Annotated in this window: 15 protein-coding genes; 10 read left to right on the forward strand and 5 right to left on the reverse strand. The window is 69.1% G+C overall.

Annotated features, from left to right (window positions below; genetic code table 11):
• Positions 1 to 195: 195 nt before the first annotated feature.
• Positions 196 to 1,308, reverse strand: coding sequence for a RelA/SpoT domain-containing protein (locus tag P9849_RS00205; protein WP_278267753.1), 1,113 nt, complete (start codon positions 1,306 to 1,308; stop codon positions 196 to 198).
• Between the two features lie 101 nt (positions 1,309 to 1,409).
• On the opposite strand from P9849_RS00205, the gene P9849_RS00210 reads away from it, so the two are divergent.
• From P9849_RS00210 to P9849_RS00225, 4 genes are all read left to right on the forward strand, one after another.
• Positions 1,410 to 2,339, forward strand: a complete 930-nt coding sequence (locus P9849_RS00210) for a carbohydrate kinase (RefSeq protein WP_278267754.1) — start codon at positions 1,410 to 1,412, stop codon at positions 2,337 to 2,339.
• Positions 2,340 to 2,428: 89 nt separating this feature from the next.
• Positions 2,429 to 2,959, forward strand: a complete 531-nt coding sequence (locus tag P9849_RS00215; RefSeq protein WP_278267755.1) for a YbhB/YbcL family Raf kinase inhibitor-like protein — start codon at positions 2,429 to 2,431, stop codon at positions 2,957 to 2,959.
• Between the two features lie 2 nt (positions 2,960 to 2,961).
• Positions 2,962 to 3,828: an HAD-IIB family hydrolase gene (locus P9849_RS00220; protein ID WP_278269184.1), complete on the forward strand. Its 867-nt coding sequence runs from the start codon at positions 2,962 to 2,964 to the stop codon at positions 3,826 to 3,828.
• Complete coding sequence (locus P9849_RS00225) at positions 3,825 to 4,619, forward strand: glycerophosphodiester phosphodiesterase family protein (protein WP_278267756.1); 795 nt, start codon at positions 3,825 to 3,827, stop codon at positions 4,617 to 4,619. The genes P9849_RS00220 and P9849_RS00225 overlap by 4 nt, the downstream gene beginning before the upstream one ends.
• 114 nt (positions 4,620 to 4,733) lie before the next feature.
• Here P9849_RS00225 and P9849_RS00230 read toward each other — a convergent pair whose 3' ends face one another.
• The gene (locus tag P9849_RS00230) at positions 4,734 to 5,669 is read right to left on the reverse strand and encodes an endo-beta-N-acetylglucosaminidase H (RefSeq protein ID WP_278267757.1); all 936 of its coding nucleotides are present in this window, start codon (positions 5,667 to 5,669) and stop codon (positions 4,734 to 4,736) included.
• Positions 5,670 to 5,866: 197 nt separating this feature from the next.
• Here P9849_RS00230 and P9849_RS00235 point away from each other — a divergent pair, with 197 nt between their 5' ends.
• The gene (locus P9849_RS00235; RefSeq protein ID WP_278267758.1) at positions 5,867 to 9,085 is read left to right on the forward strand and encodes a GH92 family glycosyl hydrolase; all 3,219 of its coding nucleotides are present in this window, start codon (positions 5,867 to 5,869) and stop codon (positions 9,083 to 9,085) included.
• A 137-nt stretch (positions 9,086 to 9,222) separates the two neighbouring features.
• On the opposite strand, the gene P9849_RS00240 is transcribed toward P9849_RS00235, so the two are convergent.
• Positions 9,223 to 9,699, reverse strand: a complete 477-nt coding sequence (locus P9849_RS00240; RefSeq protein WP_278267759.1) for an Lrp/AsnC family transcriptional regulator — start codon at positions 9,697 to 9,699, stop codon at positions 9,223 to 9,225.
• 182 nt (positions 9,700 to 9,881) lie between these two features.
• Between P9849_RS00240 and kynU the strand changes: the two genes are divergently transcribed.
• Positions 9,882 to 11,153: a kynureninase gene (kynU, locus tag P9849_RS00245; protein ID WP_278267760.1), complete on the forward strand. Its 1,272-nt coding sequence runs from the start codon at positions 9,882 to 9,884 to the stop codon at positions 11,151 to 11,153.
• A 23-nt stretch (positions 11,154 to 11,176) separates the two neighbouring features.
• On the opposite strand, the gene P9849_RS00250 is transcribed toward kynU, so the two are convergent.
• A complete protein-coding gene (locus P9849_RS00250) occupies positions 11,177 to 12,400 on the reverse strand; it encodes a hypothetical protein (protein WP_278267761.1) in 1,224 nt (407 codons plus the stop codon).
• Positions 12,401 to 12,838: 438 nt separating this feature from the next.
• Here P9849_RS00250 and P9849_RS00255 point away from each other — a divergent pair, with 438 nt between their 5' ends.
• Complete coding sequence (locus P9849_RS00255) at positions 12,839 to 14,158, forward strand: hypothetical protein (protein WP_278267762.1); 1,320 nt, start codon at positions 12,839 to 12,841, stop codon at positions 14,156 to 14,158.
• Positions 14,159 to 14,272: 114 nt separating this feature from the next.
• On the opposite strand, the gene P9849_RS00260 is transcribed toward P9849_RS00255, so the two are convergent.
• On the reverse strand, positions 14,273 to 15,310 hold the full coding sequence (locus P9849_RS00260; RefSeq protein WP_278267763.1) for a LacI family DNA-binding transcriptional regulator: 1,038 nt from the start codon (positions 15,308 to 15,310) through the stop codon (positions 14,273 to 14,275).
• Positions 15,311 to 15,449: 139 nt separating this feature from the next.
• On the opposite strand from P9849_RS00260, the gene P9849_RS00265 reads away from it, so the two are divergent.
• From P9849_RS00265 to P9849_RS00275, 3 genes are all read left to right on the forward strand, one after another.
• A complete protein-coding gene (locus tag P9849_RS00265; RefSeq protein WP_278267764.1) occupies positions 15,450 to 16,733 on the forward strand; it encodes a sugar ABC transporter substrate-binding protein in 1,284 nt (427 codons plus the stop codon).
• 69 nt (positions 16,734 to 16,802) lie between these two features.
• Positions 16,803 to 17,744 (forward strand): sugar ABC transporter permease, encoded by a 942-nt coding sequence (locus P9849_RS00270; RefSeq protein ID WP_278267765.1) that lies wholly within the window; start codon positions 16,803 to 16,805, stop codon positions 17,742 to 17,744.
• Positions 17,741 to 18,658: a carbohydrate ABC transporter permease gene (locus tag P9849_RS00275; RefSeq protein ID WP_278267766.1), complete on the forward strand. Its 918-nt coding sequence runs from the start codon at positions 17,741 to 17,743 to the stop codon at positions 18,656 to 18,658. The genes P9849_RS00270 and P9849_RS00275 overlap by 4 nt, the downstream gene beginning before the upstream one ends.
• The last annotated feature ends 25 nt before the right edge of the window (positions 18,659 to 18,683 follow it).

Raw genomic sequence — 18,683 nt, forward strand, 5'->3', positions numbered from 1 at the left:
GGCCGGGGCCCGGTGGGCACGGGTGGGTGGGGACTGGGACATCATCGGCCTCCTTGCGTCGCTTCCATGCCGCCACGCGGCGTGCTCCCATTCTGTTCCGGGGACGGGGGCGGCGGCTTTGACGGTCCGCGCACAGCACCGTGCGGGGCGCGAACGATCCGGGAGGGTGCGGCCGGGACGCGGGCCGCGTGGAGCTCAGACCTCGGGGTGCACGGTCCGGTAGCGCTCGATCTGCTTGAGCCGTCGGCCCAGCGAATCGCGGCGCGGATGCGGCGTGACGTCGGGGGCCTCACCGGTGAGCTCGACGTGTTCCTGGCCGTACTTCCAGAGCAGGAGGTCGTCCAGGAGGCGATCGGGGCCGGGGGAGTAGCGGTGGTCCAGGGCGTCGCGGACCTGGCGGATCCGTTCGGCGCTCAGCAGGTCCGCCATCTCGATGGTGCGCGTCAGCCCGTGGGCGGCCAAGAGTTCGGCGGCCCAGCCCCAGTCATCGTCGACCTTGCGGTCCACGTGCGGGAGCAGGGTTTGCCAGACGCGCCGGACCTGGTCCGGGGTGAGCGGGATGGACCCGTTGCCTTCCTCGTCCCAGTAGCTCCGGACTTCCTGGTAGCTCTCCTGAAGGTCCGCGAAGGCGCCTTCCACGGTCTCCAGCATGGCCGCCGTCGCGGTGAACTGGCGGTCGAACTGCGGGGTCCACGCGCGTGGGTCGTCGGTCTTGAAGCGGATGTCGTGCTCGATCTCGCTCCAGGCGTGCGCGAACACCGTGCGGATCTGGCACTCGAAGAAGTAGCTGCCGTTCGGCGGGATGTCCGGGTTGAAGATCTGCTGATACTCCCGGACCACCTCGTTCTGAATGGTGCGCAGGATGAGGTGACGGCTGGAATAGCCGTAGGTGCCGGATTCGATCGACCCGATGTCCTTCTCGCGGTCGCCGCGGCAGTCGAAGAGCTGGCGCTGCTTCTTGATGACGTTGGCGACCGTGGCGTTGTCAGCCGGAAGTTTGGTGATGACGCGGATGCCGACCATGTCATTGAGGGTGCGGAAGGGGTCCGGGAACTTGAGCACCGGCTGGCCGCCCGGTTCCAGGGGCGCTTCCAGACGGGAGATCTTCTCCTGGAACGATTCGACCGTCTTGGTCCGGCCCGTGACGAACAGCGGCGTCACCTCGGAGGCCTTCAGGATGCCGCGCAGGGTCAGCAGGACGTTCTGGGTGACGAGTTTCAGGGACGGGCGCACCTTGCGGTACAGCTCCACGTGCTCGGCGACCAGCGCGCGCTGGTCATCGTCCAGACGATCCCAATTGCTTGCCATGCCGCCAGCGTACTAGGCGCCGGGCGCCGCCCACGTCATGCAGCGGCCCGGGACCGCCAGGCACTTCCAGCGCATAGCACGTGTTAGTTACGATGAGGCCCATGCTCACAGTCATTGGCGAAGCCCTCGTGGACGTGGTCCACAGCAAGTCCGGAACCTCGGCGCATGTGGGCGGCAGCCCCCTCAACGTGGCCGTCGGCCTCGCGCGCCTGGATCACCCGGTCCAGTTCCTCGGCCGCTACGGGCAGGACGAGTTCGGTGACGCCATCGCCGTGCACCTGCGGGACTCGTCCGTCATGGTGCCCCTGCCGCCGGACGCGCTGCCGTCCAGCGTCGCCAAGGCCACCCTCGACGACGACGGCGCGGCCACCTACGAGTTCGACCTCGTCTGGGAGCTCCCGGGCCTCGCCGACCGGCTTCCGGTGGTCCTGCAGGGCAGCACCCTTCTTCACACGGGCTCCATCGCCACCGTCCTCGCGCCCGGCGCCGCAGACGTGCTGGCCGCCGTCGAGTTCGCCCATCCGAACGTGACCATCAGCTTCGACCCCAACTGCCGGCCGAGCCTGACCACCGACGTGGACGCCGTCCGCGAGCAGGTGGAGCGGTTCGTGCAGCTCGCCGACGTGGTCAAGGCCTCCGACGAGGACCTCGAGTGGCTCTACCCCGGGGTGGACGTGAAGGAGTCGGCCCGCCGCTGGCTGGCCCTGGGCGGCGAGAACGGCCCGGCGTTCGTCGTGGTGACGCGTGGCGCCGACGGCCCGTGGGGCGTCGCCGCGTCCGGCGAGACCGAGGTCCCGGCGCCGCGCGTCACCGTCGCCGACACGGTCGGGGCGGGCGATTCCTTCATGGCGGCCCTGCTGTCCGGGGTGGTGGACGCCGGGTACGACGGCGCGCTCAACCGTGAGCGCCTGCGCCGCCTGAGCGTCGAGGAACTGCGCTCCTTCCTGGCGTACGCGGCCCGCGCCGCGGCCATCACGGTGTCCCGCGCGGGCGCCAACCCTCCGGGCCGGGAGGAACTCGCCGGGCAGTGAGTCTGCCCGCGTAAGGGCCAGGCCTCCGGGTCCCCGACGGGCAGGCCTGTCGTAGGCTGGTGACCACACACTGACAAAGGAGCCGGACCATGTCCTTCGATCCCTATGCAGCCCTTCCCGCCGTCGCGGCGTTCCAGGTGACCAGCACCGATGTGGAGAACGGGGCGGTGTTCGCGCAGCCCCAGGTGAGTGGGGTGTTCGGGGCCGGCGGCGAGGACGTCTCGCCGCAGCTCAGCTGGGAAGGCGCGCCCGCGGGAACCCGCAGCTACGCCGTCACCGTGTTCGACCCCGACGCCCCGACGGCCAGCGGATTCTGGCACTGGGCCGTGCTGAACATCCCGGCGGATGTCACGAGCCTGCCCTCCGGAGCCGGGTCACCGGACGGCGCGCTGCTGCCCGAGGGCGCCATCCAGCTGCGGAACGACGCCGGATTCGCGGGCTACGTCGGCGCGGCCCCGCCCCAGGGCCACGGACCGCACCGCTACTTCGTGGTGGTCCACGCGGTCGACGTCCCCGTGCTGGATGTTCCGCTGGACGCCTCCCCGGGCCTGCTCGGGTTCAATCTCTTCAGTCACTCGATCGGCCGCGCCACTCTCGTGGCCGGCTACGAACGCCCGTGACCATGCGGCTGGTGGCCAGCGACGTCGACGGCACCATCATGGGGCACGACGGCGTCATCAGCACGCGCACCCGGAACGCCTTCGCGGCGGCACGGGAAGCGGGGGTCCAGGTGGTCTTCGTGACCGGCCGCCCGCCGCGCTGGCTGGGGCCACTGGCCGAACAGCTCGGTCATGACGGCACGGTCATCTGCTCGAACGGCGCGGTGGTCTGGGACATGGCCGGCGGCGAACTCGTGAGCGCCGACGCCCTCCTGCGGGAGCAGGTGCTGCAGCTTCGCGGGATCATCCAGGAACTGCATCCCGAAGCCGGTTTCGCGGCCGAGTGCGTGACGGGTCTGCGGGTGGAGGAAGGCTTCCACCGGGCTCACGCAGGGTCCCGCCTGGCGGAGCTGGAGTTCGCGCCGTTGGAGGAGAGCCTCGGCGCGGAGGACCGGGTGGTGAAGTTCCTGGCGGTCTCGCCCGTCCTGAGCGCCGAGGAGTTCCATGCGCTCGTGGTCGAGGCCGTGGGGCCGCTGGCCCACGTGACCCACTCGGATCCGCGTTTCTGTCTCCTGGAGATCTCCGCGCCCGGCATCACGAAGGCCCATACCCTGGAGCGCTACGCCGCCTCCCTTGGGATCGACGCCTCCGAGGTCGTCGCGTTCGGCGACATGCCCAATGATGTCCAGATGCTCGCCTGGGCCGGCGAGGGCTACGCCATGACCGGCGGCCACCCCGAGGCGCTCGCCTCCACCTCCTTCCGCGCGCCGTCCCTGGCGGACGACGGCGTGGCGCAGGTCATCGAGTCGAAGCTGGGTGGGATCCGGGTCCGGGCCGCCGGCACCTCAGGAGATATGCCGATCACGGCATCCACGGGAGGAGAAGCATGACCACCAAGGAATACTTCGCGAATCCTCGCGGGGCGGGCAAACCCCTGGTCCTCGCGCACCGGGGCTACTGCCGTGGCGCGCTGGACGGGGTCCGGCTCGAGGGGCTGGAGAACACCCTCGAGTCCTTCCGCGCCGCCCAGGAGCTCGGCGTCGCGCATCTTGAGACGGACGTCCGCCTGACCGCCGACGGCGAGATCATCTGCTTCCACGACCCCATCCTGGACCGCATCACGGACCGGACCGGCGCCGTCGAACGTCTGAGCTGGGAGGAGATCCGCCAGGCCAAGGTCCGCGGCAGGGTGCCCGTGGCACGGCTGGCCGATGTGGTGGATCTCCTGCCCCAGGCGCGGTTCAACATCGACGTGAAGGACGCCGCCGCGGCCCAGCCGCTCGCCGCGCTCATCGAGGAGAAGAACCTGCAGGACCGCGTCCTGGTGGCCTCGTTCTCCGATGGCAGCCGCAAGGCCGTCACGAGCCGTGTGGCGTGGCCGGTCGCCGGCTCGGCGGGGCAGGCGACGACGGCCGCGTTCCTGCTGGGCCGCTTCCTGCCGGAGAAGATCGCCGCGTCCCTGGTGTCCGATGTGGACGCCTTCCAGGTGCCCGAGAACTTCGGCAAGGTCCCCGTGGTCACTCAGGACTTCGTGGAACGTGCTCACGCGCTGGGCAAGCAGGTGCACGTCTGGACCGTGAACGACGAGGCGGACATGCGCCGCCTGCTGGATCTCGGCGTCGACGGTCTCGTGACCGACCGCCCGGACCTCGCGCTGCGCGTGGTGGACGAACGCTTCTGACGCCCCAGCATCGACTGCTCCGCAGATGTCGTGTTTGAGCCCTTTAGGGGCCTCGAATGACATCCTGTGGAGCAGTCGATGAGGAGGCGGGTCACTCTCCTGATGGGGGGTGGATCAGGAGTAGACCGCGGCGCTGCCGTACAGCTCCCGGGTGAACGATGAGATCACCGAGGAGTAGTTCCCGGCCCGCAGGTCGTAGGTGACGTACACCCCGTACCCGTCGGTCTTGGTTCGCTGGGCGAAGGATTTCATGGTGCTTGTGGACGTGTTGTTGAGATCCACCGCCGCGGCGCCGAGCTTCGACGGGCCCATGCCGTCGATGACGGGAGCGTCGTAGCTGCCGTAGTACGGGTTCCAGGCGTAGTCCACCATGTCGCCCACGCGGAGGCCGCCGTAGGACAGGTGATCCGCGGCCGGGCCGATGTTGTAGAAGGTGATGAGCTTGTCCGGCAGGCGCTTCCGGAGGGACTTCACCAGGTACACGAAGGACCAGTCGTTCGGCTGGGACGTGCCGTTCTTGCCGTACTCGGCCCACTCGTCGTCGAAGTCGATGCCGTCCAGGCCGTAGCGCGTCACGGTGTCGGCGAGGCTCGCCGCGAACCGGTCCGCGGCCGCTTCGTCCGGGAAGTTGGCGAAGCCGGCGCCCTGGTGGTTGCCGAGCACGGACAGGATGACCTTGATGCCCTTCTGCTGGAGCGGCCGGATGGTGGTGGCCGCGTTGTCCAGCACCGCCTGGACCTGCGGGTTGCAGTAGAAGACGGCGTTGGTTCCGTCGTAGTTGATGTTGGCGGCGAAGATCACGGCCAGGTCGAAGGCGTTGGCTCCGGAGCCGGCCAGGGTGTAGCGGCCGACGTTGCTGATGCTGTTGCTGTTGACCTCGATGTAGGCCACGCTCTTGATCCGTCCGGCGGTGGTGGCTCCGGTGGCCGCGCCGGCCGCCGTCGCGCCGCCGAGCCCGGCGGCTCCGAGGAGTGCGGCCCCGCCCAGGCCGCGCAGCAGTGCGCGGCGGGGGAAGGGGGAGTGCTGGGGGGTGTTGCTGGGTGTCGTCATGGACAAGTCCTTAGGTCGATCCGGTAGGAAGGGTGATCCGTGAGGGATGAAGGGTCTTGCATCACTGGTCCCGGTCGACGTCGGCCGGGAACCCCAGTGGGAGAAACTCTTGATGACTAAACCGTTATAGTCAAGAGGTTGACCCCGCTAAACTCCGCGATATAGCGGTTTAGTCGTGGCCTCGATAGCATCTGGGCATGGTCTCTCCCTCGGCACCCTCGGGCCCGGAACGCACATACAACTCCCTCCCCGGCGTCGGGCTCGAGTCGCCGGCTGCGCGCGCGCTCCACGGTCAGGAGCTGCCCGGATCAGGTCAGCCTCGCCGCAACCGGGAGGCTCCGGAGCAGGCGGGGTCCGAATCGGTCCCGCCCCGCGAGATCGACGCCGGACCGCTGGCCGGTCACGTCGTCCGGGCGGGCGAGGAGCTCGTCTACGACTGGTTCCCGGAGGCCGGGCCGACCTTCGCCACGCGCTGGACCGCCACGGCCTTCGCTCTCGATCTGGAGTTCGACGACGGCGGCACCCTCTCCGCGGTTCTGGCCCCGGACAGCGCGGGAACCCCGATGCTGCCGTGCGCGCAGGGGGCGTCCCTGCGCCACGCGGTGGACCAGTGGAATCGCCAGGTGGTGCCCCTCGACGCGTTCGCCGGCCGCCGCATCCGACGGGTCCTGTTCCGGCTCCTCGCGCCCGAGACCAGCACGGTCTGGCTGGACGGCCTGCACCTCCGGACCCGTGACGAGCCGGGCGGTGAGATCCTGGACCGCGTCCTCACCACGCGCGGCAGCCATTCGAGCGATCGCTTCTCCCGCGGCAACACCGCGCCGCTGGTGGGCCTCCCGCACGGCGGCGTCTTCGGCCTGCCCATGACGGACGCCTCGGCCGGGAACTGGCCCTACGCCTACCATGCCCACAACGTGCCCCCGGAGAACCGCCCGGCGCTCCAGGCGTTCGCCACGTCCCATCTGCCGAGTCCGTGGATCGGCGACCGCGGCGTCTTCGAGCTCATGCCGAGCCTCGACGCGGATCCGGATCCGGACCGCCGGGCCCGTGCCATGACCTTCAGCCACGCCGCTGAAGAGCCCCGCGCCCACGAATACCGGGTCACCTTCGACAACGGCCTGCGCGCCGCCATGACCGCGGGCGAGTTCGCGCTGGGCCTCCGCTTCGCCGCGGACACCCCCGTCCGCTCCCTGATCGTGGACCACCTCGGCGGCGCGCAGGACGTCGTGTTCCGCCAGGAGGAGGGCGCCTCCGTGCTGGAGCTGACCCTCGACGACGGCCCCGGCCGCCTCCCGCACCACGTCCACGTCCGCTTCCCGGCCGGTTCCTCGGCGTTCCTCACGGGGGACGCGGCGGCGGGTGCCGACACCGTGGTGGACGCCCACGGCGCCGGAGGCCGGCTGGGTGGGCACGTGCGGCTCGCGGGGGACGGCGCCGTCGTCGTCGAGGTGCTGGTGGGCATCTCAACTGTCAGCGCCGAGCAGGCGGCGGAGAATCTGCGCACCGCCGGCGATTACGACGCGATGCTCGCCGCGGCGGAGGCCGCCTGGCGGGAGTCCCTGGGCGTCCTCGCGGTGGAGGGCGTCTCGGCGGAGCAGGAACGCGCGCTGTTCTCGGACCTGTACCGCCTGTTCCTGTACCCGAACCGGCATGACGAGCAGACCGCGGACGGGCGCCGGGTCTACCGCAGTCCCGTGGATGGCCAGGTGCGTCCCGGCGTCTTCGGCGCGAACAACGGCTTCTGGGATACCTATCGGACGTGCTGGCCTCTGCTCGGGCTGCTCTCGCCGGACCGGGCCGCGCTCTTGGCGGACAGCTTCGTGCAGCACTTCCGGGACTCCGGGTGGACGAGCCGGTGGAGTGCGCCGGGCCCCGTGGACTCGATGACCGGGACCACGACCGACACCGTCTTCGCGGACCTCGTGACCTCCGGCGTTACTGACTGGGACGTGGCGGCCGCCTATGAATCAGCCCTGGTCAACGCCACGGTGCCCGCGCCACGGCCGGAGGTCGGGCGCAAGGGCCTGAGCGACGGCCGGTTCCGCGGGTTCATCTCCACGGACGTCCACGAGGGCCTCTCCTGGACGCTCGACAACGCCATCAACGACTGGGGCGCCGCCGTCCTGGCGGGTTGGCTCGCGGAGCAGGAGGACGACGGCCCGCGTCGCGACCGCCTGGTGACGGAGGCCGAGTACTTCGCGCGTCGCGCGCTGGGATACCGGAACGTGTTCCACCGCGAGCTCGGATTCTTCCTCGGCAGGACGCCCGACGGCGCGTGGCGCGTCACCGAGGCCGCCTACGACCCCGATGTGTGGGGTTTCGACTACACCGAGACGAACGGCTGGGGCACGGCATTCAACGCACCGCACGACGGGGCCGGTCTCGCGGCACTGCACGGCGGCGAGGACGGTCTGAGCGTCGCGCTGGACGCCTTCTTCGCCCGCCCGGAGACCGCGGCGGAGGAGTTGTGCGGCTCCTACGGCTTCGTGATCCACGAACAGACCGAGGCCCGCGACGTCCGGATGGGCATGCTGGGGCTGTCCAATCAGCCGGCGCATCACATCCCGTACATGTACTGCTTCGCCGGCCGGCACGACGCCGCGCACCGCATCGTCACCGCCGCGCGGGACCGGCTCTTCAGCGGTTCCGAGATCGGCCAGGGCTTCCCGGGGGACGAGGACAACGGCGAGATGTCCGGCTGGCACCTGCTCGCCAGCCTGGGGCTGTACCCGCTCGTGCCAGGATCCGGACGGCTGATCCTGACGCCGCCGCTCGCGCCGAGGGCGGTGCTGCGGCCGCTCGGCGGGGCGGAGCTCGTCATCACGGCGGAGGGCGCCGGGAAGCCGTACATCGAATCGGTCGGCTTCAACGGGCAGCCCTGGCAGCGGATCGACATCCCGCGGAGCCTGCTGGCGGGTGGCGGCCATCTCGAGTTCGTGCTCTCCGACGTGCCGCGCGGCTGGGCGGCGGACTCCCGGCCGTGGTCCCTGAGCGGCGAGACGCCCCACGAGATCCTCGGCGCCGCGGTGCCCGGTCTGGTGCTGCCGGACCAGCCGTGGCGCGACCTCCTGGCCGTTGCCGAGGGAACCGTCACGGACGACCGGGGCGCCCGGCCGGTGGACCTTGCCGCCGGGGAGACGGTGTTCGCCCCGCTCACGGCCGCATCCGGGCTGCCCGGGCTCTACACGGTGACCCTCGACCAGCCGCAGGAGGCCTCCTGGCGGTTGGAGGCCCTCGACGTCGCGGGCGAATGGCACCTCCTGGACCACCGCGAGGAGGAGTTCTTCCAGCGGGCCGGGCAGCTCCGCCCCTTCCGCCCGCACGACGACGGCGCCGGCCGGGCCGCGCTCTTCAACGCCGTGCGCTTCACGGCGCTGAGTCCGCTGCGGCTCGTGCAGCTGGAGGTGCTGGCGTAGGGGGTCGGGAGTCGGGGACCCGACGAATCCGCCGTCCAGGGCGTGACTCCGCTGCACGATGTAGCGGACTCACGCCTCCGACAGCGGACTCAGGGAGGGCCGTTCCCGCGAGGGGTCGTCAGGACCAGGAGCCCCCGTCAGCCCGCGAGCCCCGGAACCGTGGAAGTCCCCGGATGCTGCTCGAAGATGATCTGGGTCTCCGTCCGGCCGAGGTCCGGGTCGGAGCCGAGGTGGAACTTGATGAAGTCGCGGAGGGCTGGCACGCTCTCGCAGGCGATGTGGAGCACGAAATCGTGGTCTCCACCGATCAGATAGATGCGCTGAACGCCCGGAATCGAACGGAGGCGGTTTGCGACGACCGGCAGGCGGTTGCGGACCGTGCTGTGCACACTGACGAAGATCATGGCCTCGACACTGGTCCCGACCGCCTCCGGGTCGATGTCCGCGTGGTAGCCGCGGATGACGCCCGCCTCTTCGAGAGCCCGCACGCGGCCGTGGCACGTCGACCGTGGAAGTCCTACCCGGGCGGCGAGCTCCTTATTGGACAGTCGCCCGTCACGGCTGAGTTCGGCGAGAATCCTGCGGTCCGCCGAGGAGAGCTGAATTCGGTTCACGGAACCGCCTTTCATCAGAGCAGGGATTCGACAGTGAAACGCCCTTGGGAACGAGTTCTGAATTCTGTCCGAAATTCTAGAAGTGATCCCGGAAGATCGCGAGAATTGGTGCGTACATGATGAATCCGAGATCCAGGGCGGACGTGGTTCGCGCCAGGATTCTCACCAGGAATGGAGTGGCTGTGGGGCGTGCAGGGACCGGCGAGATCACCCGGGCGGACTGTGAGCAGGCGGATCGCGCGGACCCTCTGGCGTCCTTCCGCGACGAGTTCGACCTGCCGCAAGAGCTGATCTATCTCGACGGCAACTCGCTGGGTGTCCTGCCCCGGGGCGCCGCCGAACGCTGTTCCGCCGTGCTGAAGGACGAATGGGGCACCGATCTGATCGGCAGCTGGAACAAGAACCACTGGTTCGGGCTTCCCTCCCGGATCGGGGAGAAGATCGGCCGTCTGATCGGCGGCGGGGACGGCGGCTGCGTCGCCACCGACACCACCTCGGTGAACCTCTACAAGGTGCTCGGCGCGGCGCTCAGGCTGCAAGCGGTGGATGCACCCGAGCGTCGCGTGATCGTGTCCGAGCGGGAGAACTTCCCCACGGACCTGTACATCGTCTCGGGCCTCATCGACGTCCTGGACAAGGGCTACGAGCTGCGGCTGATCGACGGGCCGGACGACCTGGACGGTGCGCTGGGACCCGACGTCGCCGTCGTGCTCCTCACGCAGGTCAACTACCGGAGCGGCGCGCTCTGGGACATGCGGGCGACGACGGCGCGCATCCACGAGGCGGGCGCGCTCGCGGTGTGGGATCTGTGCCATTCCGTGGGCGCCGTCCCGCTCTCCGTGGCGGACTCCGGCGCCGACTTCGCCGTCGGGTGCACCTACAAGTACCTCAACGGAGGGCCCGGTTCGCCCGCGTTCCTGTGGGTCGCCGCGCGGCATCTGACCCGGGCGGAATCGCCGTTGACGGGCTGGTGGGGTCATGCGGAGCCGTTCAGGATGGCTCCGGAGTATGCGCCGGCCGTCGGCATTAGCCGATTCCTGGTGGGCACCCAGCCGATTCCGTCCCTGGCGACCATGGAGGTGGGCGTGGACCTGGCGCTCCGTGTCGACCAGGAGGAACTACGCCGGAAGTCGCTGGCGCTCACGTCGCTCTTCATCGATCTGGTGGAACAGCGGCTTTCTGGGCATCCGCTGACCCTGATCACCCCGCGGGTGGAGCAACGGCGCGGAAGCCACGTCTCGTTCCGGCACCCCGAAGGCTACGCCGTCATGAAGGCGCTGATCGCCCAGAGGGTGGTGGGGGACTACCGCGAACCCGAGGTGCTGCGCTTCGGGATCACCCCGTTGTACCTGCGCCACGTGGACATCTGGGATGCGGTGGAGGTCCTGCGCCGGGTGCTGGACGAGGAACTGTGGAGGTCTCCGGAGTTCCAGCTGAGGGATGCGGTGACCTGAGGGCCTGGAACCCAGCGCAGGCCCTAGCCGTACACCGTGAGGTTCGGATATTCGCTGTCGTCCGGTTCGGAGGGGAGCTGATAGCCGAGGCGATTGCGCAGCCACGGCGCCTTGGCCTCGAGGACCACCCGCATCCACACCAGCGCGACGCCGAGGGCAGCCCACAGGACGGCCAGGACCGCCGCCCCGCTCAGCTCGCCGCCTCCCAGCACCCAGCCTCCGGCCAGCACCGCCCCGACGGTCCAGAGACGCAGCGCGGCGTCGCCGGCGTCGAGCACGTGGGCGGTGGCCGTGCGGGCGATCCGCCGCTGCCGCGGACTCGCGCTCTCCGGTGCCGCGGTGCGGATCGCCCCGAACGCACGGGCCAGGTCGAGGCCGCCGGTGACGGCACCCAGCACCAGTCCCACGGCGACGATCAGACCGCCGGCCAGGGCGATCCCGCCGATCACCTGCTCGACGGGCTCCTCGAAACTGATCTTGTCCGCGTACAGCCCGGGCTGGTGCAGGTACACGCCCGCGAACACGAGCACCGCCCCGATCATCGTCAGTGAGCCACCCGCCTGCTGGAACCAATCGTGCGCGGTCCAGGCCCGGCGTGCCCTCCGGCGCTGTTCTTTCGTGGTGATGCGGACCGCCGGTCCGCGATCACCCAGGGCACTCTTCGGCAGGGCCGGCGCCATCTCCTGAGCCCAGCGCCGGTTCCTCGCCGCGAGCACGAAGCACGCCACCGTGCACAGCGCGACGACGGCGAGCAGCACCCCGGACGCGACGGCCCAGCCGGTGAAGGCGGCGCTGTGGTCCGGGTTGTCGAGGCGTCCGGCCTCGCCGGCCGCGAGGACGACGCAGGGAATCAAAGCCAGCACGGCCAAAGAGCCCAGCCCGACGGCGCTCCACACGGCGGGGAGGTACGGGTCCGAGACCTGTCCCCGGACCGCCACGGCACCCGGGAAGCCGGGGTCTCTCGGATTCAGCCCGGCATAGAAGCGGCCCTTGGCCAGGCGCTCAGGGACCAGCGCGACCCCGTACAGGAGGATGAGCGCCGCGATCCCGATCGAGCTCACCGCGACGATGCCCAGGGCGCGCGAATCCATTCCCGAACCCCGAACCGTCAGGCTCGCCACCAGCATCGTGAGAAGCAGAATGCCCAGCGCCACCGCGCACCCCGCGATGCCGGCGCGCAGCACGGCGAGCACGGCGTCCGCCGCGACGAGGGAGCGCGTCGGCAGGGCTTCCTGATGCCTGGACATGATGTCTCCCGGTTCGTGAGCGAGGTGAGCAGTGCAGGCCCGCAGGCCGCGGCACACCCCCAAACTACCGCGTGGTCTCTCCTGTCCGAACGCTTTCCGGACCTGCCGGGGCTCGTGGGGGTGGTCGGTCTCGCTGAGTCCGCTATGGATGGTGTGAGTCCGCTACACGATGTAGCGGACTCACACCATCCATAGCGAACTCAGCAGAGGGTGAGTGCGGCCCTGGTGCCACTTCGACCCCACCGGGGCGCCCGCCGCCGTCGTCGTCCAGGCCCTGGACAGCCCCACCGCACCATGCTTGACTGCAGTCAACCCCGGGGATGACCCGTCGCGGATGGCGAGGCACTCCGGGCCGGGGCGGGCCCTGCACGCGGCTCCGCTCGACGGCGATGATCGGAAAGGCGGCGGAACCGCATGGCTTGGGGGAGTCGCACGCCGGTGAACTCCCTGTTCCGAACCTCCAGCGCCGTCCTTGTCCGGGCTTTTCCCCTGATCCTCTCGGGCCTGGTTCCCCAGCTGACGAGCCTGGTGGTGCTCACGATCAGCCACGCGGCCGGCACTCCGTCGGTCACCGCACTGCTGGGACTCACCTCGTCCCTCACCGGACTCGCCTTCGTGGCGACCGTGGGGGTCTCCATCTGCACCGTGCGGGATCTGGTGCGGGCTCGTAAGCAGTCCGCGGCGGCATCCGGCGATCCTGAGGCGGCTCGTGTGGCTCTGTCGAAGGCCTTGCAGTCCAATTGGCGGCTCGCCAATTCGTTCGCGGTGTCCAGCCTGCTGCTGTCCGCGGTCTTCATCCTCATCTACTCCCGCAGCATCCCGGAGGAGCATTCCTGGATCGTTTGGAGCTACTTCCTCTCCCAGTCGCTGTCTTTGCTGGTCACCCCCTACTTCGCGGTGATGAACGGCGCCTACCAGTTCGTGGATCGGAGCCGCGAGAACCTCTTCTCCTCAGTGGCCGTGGGGCTCTGTTCGGTCGGTGCTGCGGCACTCTGTTTCCAGCTCTCCGGATCGCCGTCCACGGCATTGATGGCGTTCGGGCTGTCCCAGTCCTTCATCAGTGTGGCCGTCCTCCTGATCCGGCTGACCCGACTGTCCCGGAAATTCAGAGTCGTTCCTTGGGACCTGCGCTTCGACTTCTCCGCCGGACGGATCGTCGAACGCTTGGCCGGCGCGATCGACGGCGCCGTGTTCATGACGGTCTTCCTCCTGGTCCAGATGATCGCGACGTCGATCTCGGTGCAGACGGGCGCCGAGATCGCGCTGGCGGTCGGGGTCGCCCGTATGGTGGTGGTTCCCCTGAAGCAAGTGGGGCTGACGTATGGGCGGATGCGGATCTCGGGCCTGGTTCCGTCCGACGACGGGAAGGCCGCCTCCCTGGGCGTGCTCGCCGTCTCGACGTGGGCCATCGTGGTCCCGATCTGCCTGGTGATCGTCGCCGTCGGGCTGCTGGGCCGGCCCGTCGCGGGGAGCTGGGCCCTGTCACTCCTGATCGTGGCGCAGTTTCTCGTGGAACCCTTCGCGGGCGTCCTCTACGGGGCACTGAAGATGACGGCCGGTCCGAAAGCCGGACTGGTGGGACTCTTCGTCTCGTACGGACTTGTCGCCTCGGCGGGGCTGGTCTTCCTGCGGCAGATGGCCGGCGACGCGGTGCAGTTCTGGGCGCTGCTCCTGGCGGTCCGGGTGCTGTTCGCGCTGCTGACTACTCGCGCGTGGGTGCGCTTCCGCCCCGCCGTGGAGCCGGTGGCGGTTCGCTGAACTCGCTGGGAAAGGGCCGATCTCGCTACCCGGGACAGCGAGGTCAGCCCTTGCCTAGCGAGTTGAGCCGGGTTCAGGGCCCTCGGCAGCGAGGTCAGCGCCGCGACTCACCCTCTACGACGACGCCGGCGCCGGCCCCGAGCTCTCGCGGATGCTCAGGCGGGGCTGGGCTCCCTCGATGCTGGGCACGGGGGTCTCGGCGGCGATGTGCTCCAGCAGCGTCTTGACGGCGAGGGTCCCGAAGGCCACGGTGTCGCGGGTCAGCGAGGTGATGGGCGGATTGCCGAGCTGGACCAGGAGCGAATCCTCGAAGGAGACGATGGAGAGCTCGTCCGGCACCCGGAGCCCGAGCCCCTGGGCCGCGCGGAGGCTGGCCATCGCCATGACGTCCGTGTCGTACATGACCGCGGTGGGCCGTGCGGACCGGGCCAGCAGCTCCCGCGTGACCCGGGCGGCGTCGTCGGCCTCATAGCCGCTGATGACGCTCTGCGAGGCATCCAGTCCCAGCGCCTCGGCGCTCGCGGAGAACTCCTGGCGGCGGAGCTGGGTGTGCTCCAATTCCTCGGGCCCGGCCACGTAGGCGATCCGCCGGTGCCCCAGCCCGTGCAGATACCGGACCAGGGTGTCCGTGGCGGCGCGGTCGTCGGCCCAGACCGCCGGGATGGCCGCCGTCTGGGAGGGGTGACCCGCGACCTGCACCGCGGGCAGTCCGAGGTGTTCCAGGACCTCGAGCCGGGGGTCGTCCACGCGGGGATCCACCATGATCACGCCGTCCACGATCCGGGACTGCCACCACTCCCGGTACGCCTCCATCTCCTCCTCGACGCTGCCCACCACCATCATGTGGAGGGCGGTGTGGCTGCCGCTGAGGCCCAGCTGCATCCCGGAGAGCAGCTGGGGGAAGAACGTCTCCGTGCCGAGGATGCGGGCGGAGCGGTTCAGGACGAATCCGATGGCCCCGGCCTGCGACTGGCCGAGCGCGCGAGCGGCCCGATTGGGCTTCCAGTTCAGCTCATCGGCGATGGCCTGAACTCGCGTCCTGGTCTCCTCGCTGACGCCGGGCCGCCCGTTGAGCGCGAACGAGACGGCGCCCTTCGAGACGCCCGCGCGGGCTGCGATTTCGCTGATCGTGGCGCGCTTCGGGTGGTTCATAGCAAGGATCATACGCCGTCGGGAGGTCTTGACTATATCGGTTTAGTTTGGAAGTCTGGCTTCACTTCAGTGACGGGGAGACGTGCGACACAGTGGACGCGCCAGGGACCCCCCAGCCTTGCAACAAAGGAGTCGCACGATGCACCAGAAGAAGACCACGAAGAAGCTGATGGCGGGAGCCGCCCTCCTGCTCTCGGCCGCGCTCGGCATGACGGCCTGTTCGGGCGGAAGCCAGGGCTCCGACCAGCAGAGCGACGCCATCGAAGGCGAAATCACGCTCCAGACCTGGTCCCTGACTCCCAAGTTCAGCGACTACCTGAACAAGGTGATCGCAGACTTCGAGAAGGCCAACCCGAAGGCCAAGGTCAAGCTCCTCGACCAGCCCGGTGACGGCTATTCGGAGAAGGTCCTCAGCCAGGCCGCCTCCAACTCCCTCCCGGACGTCGTGAACCTCCCGAACGACTTCGCCTACCCGCTGGCTCAGCAGGGCGTGCTGCAGGACCTCTCCCAAGGTGACGACCTCTCCCAGAGCTACGTCCAGGGAGCGCTCGACGCGTACAAGTTCCCGGGCATCGACGGCACCTACGCCTACCCCTGGTACCTCCAGACCGATGTGAACTACTGGAACACGGACCAGCTCTCCCAGTGCGGACTGGACCCGGCCAAGCTGCCCTCCAGCCGCGACGAGCTGTTCACCCAGGCCAAGACCATGCACGACAAGTGCCCGGACAAGTTCCTCATCAGCACCCTGCCCGGCCTGAACGCTCTCACGGCCACCGGTCAGAAGGTCATCAACGACGACGGCACCCAGTTCACCTTCGCCACGGACGACGCCGCCAAGGTGATCGACAAGTACCGCGACGCCTACAAGGCCGGCTACATGCCGCCGTCGATCCTCAACAACAACTACCAGGGCAACGCCAAGCTGTTCACCCAGCAGAAGGTCGCCTGGACCACGGCCGGCTCCTCCGGCGCCCTCGACTTCGTGCGGGACAACCCCAGCCTGAAGGGCAAGTTCACCGAGAACAAGGCGCTCGACACCCCGCCGCTCTACCCGCAGGGTCTCTCCGTCTCCGCGAAGAGCAAGCACCTGGCCACCGCCAAGGCGTTCGCCAAGTTCATGACCAACGCGGAGAACCAGAACGCGTTCGCCAAGCTCACCAACACCTTCCCGTCCTCCACCGGCTCCTCCGAGGACCCGTTCTACTCCAAGGAGGACGGCACCGAGGCGGGCAAGGCCCGCGTCCTGGCGTTCAACAGCCTCAAGGAAGGCAAGGTCCTGAACCCGGTGCAGTGGAACTCCGCCATGGACGACTACTTCAAGCAGCAGGTGGCCCTCGCCGTGAAGGGCGACATCTCGGGCAAGGAAGCCCTGCAGAAGGCTCAGGACAAGGCGAATCAGCTGCTCAAGCAGCAGAAGTGAGCCGTTCCTGAGCGGGTGGGCCGCCGGTCCCGGCGGCCCACCCCGTTCGTCAGCTGAAAGGAGACGTCCATGGCGTCGACCACCATCTCGCGCCCGGTGAAGAGCCCGGCGAAACCCCCGGTGGGCACCCGGGTCCGCACCAACAAGTGGTTCACCCCGTGGATCCTCGTGGCGCCGGCGCTGCTCTGGCTCCTGGTGTTCAACGTCTGGCCGTCCCTGAACACCATCCGCATGGCGTTCACCAACGCCAAGCCGCTGGGCGGCAAGGAACGCTACGTCGGCGTCCAGAACTTCCAGCAGATCCTCGAAGACGACCAGGTCATGAACGCGCTGCTCAACAGCGTGGTCTACATGGTCATCTGCGTGCCCCTGCTGACCCTGCTCCCGCTCCTCCTCGCGATCCTCGTGGAGAAGCCGCTCAAGGGCATCGCCTTCTTCCGCACCGCGTTCTACACGCCGGTGATCGCGTCCGCCGTCGTGGTCGGTCTCATGTGGAGCTGGCTGCTCGACTCGCGCGGCGCCGTCAACAACCTGGCGCAGGCCCTCCACGTGGTCACCGAGCCGATCCCGTTCCTCACCGACCGCTGGCTCGTCATCATCTCCGCCATCAGCCTGACCGTCTGGAAGGGCCTGGGCTACTACATGATCGTGTACCTGGCGGCCCTCGGGAACGTCGGCAAGGAACTGCACGAAGCCGCCGCGATCGACGGCGCGGGCGCGGTCCGCCGCTTCTGGAGCGTCACCGTCCCGGGCGTCCGGGGCGCCATGGGCCTGGTCGCCGTGCTCGTGGCCATCAGCGCGCTGCGGGTGTTCTCGGAAGTCTTCATCCTCACGGGCGGCAAGGGCGGACCCGGCGGTGAGGACCTCACCATGGTCATGCTCATCCAGCAGTACGCCCGCGGCTTCACCGGCAACCTCGGCTACGCCTCGGCCCTGAGCATCCTGCTCTTCCTGCTGACGCTGATCCCCATGCTGGTCCTGGCCCGCCTGAACTCGAAGGGGGACAAATGAGCGCCACTGAACTGCGGCCCTCCGCACCGGACCACGCACTGGAAGGCGCGACGCCGCCGGCCCGCCGCCGTCGTTCCCGCACCTTCGGCGAGCCCTCCGCCGCCGAGAAATTCTGGCGCTACGCGGCGCTGATCTTCGTCCTGTTCGTGACGGTCGGACCCTTCCTGTGGCAGCTGTCCACGTCCTTGCGCAGCAGCACCGAGGACATCTACACGGAGAACCTGAGCCTCCTCCCGCAGCAGCCCACGCTCGGCAACTACGTCCGGGTGTTCCAGGCGATCGACGTGTGGCGGTACATCGGCAACTCGCTCTTCGTGGCCGCGGTGGCCGTGGTGGGCAACGTGGTCTTCTCCACGGCCGCCGGCTACGCGCTGGCCCGGCTGTCCTTCCGCTTCAAGAAGTGGGTCCTGGGCCTGTTCATGATCACGCTCATCCTGCCGGCCGAAGCCACGATCATCTCCCAGTACGTCACCGTGCGGGACCTGGGCCTCGCGGACACGCTGCTCGGTGTGGCGCTGCCCGGCATGGTCAGCGTGCTGAACGTGCTCCTCATGTTCAACGCCTTCCGCCAGCTCCCCACGGAGATCGAGGAGGCGGCCGTGGTGGACGGCGCCAACGCCTGGCAGCGGCTCATCAGGGTGGCGCTGCCGTCCGTCTACGGCACCATCGCCGTCGTGGCGATCTTCTCCTTCATCGGCGCCTGGGATGATTTCCTCTGGCCGCTGATCGTTCTCACCACCCCCGAGAACTTCACCCTCACCATCGGGCTGCAGTACCTCTCCGGCACCTTCACCAATGACATGCGGCTCATCGCGGCCGGCACCATGATCGCCTTCATCCCCATCGCCGTGGTCTTCGGCGTCCTGCAGAGATTCTTCTTCAAGGGCGTCGAAGAAGGCGGCGTCAAGGGCTGAGACCATTCATCAACGATTTCAGGAG

The organism is Arthrobacter sp. Y-9 (genome assembly GCF_029690065.1).
Lineage (GTDB): Bacteria > Actinomycetota > Actinomycetes > Actinomycetales > Micrococcaceae > Arthrobacter_E.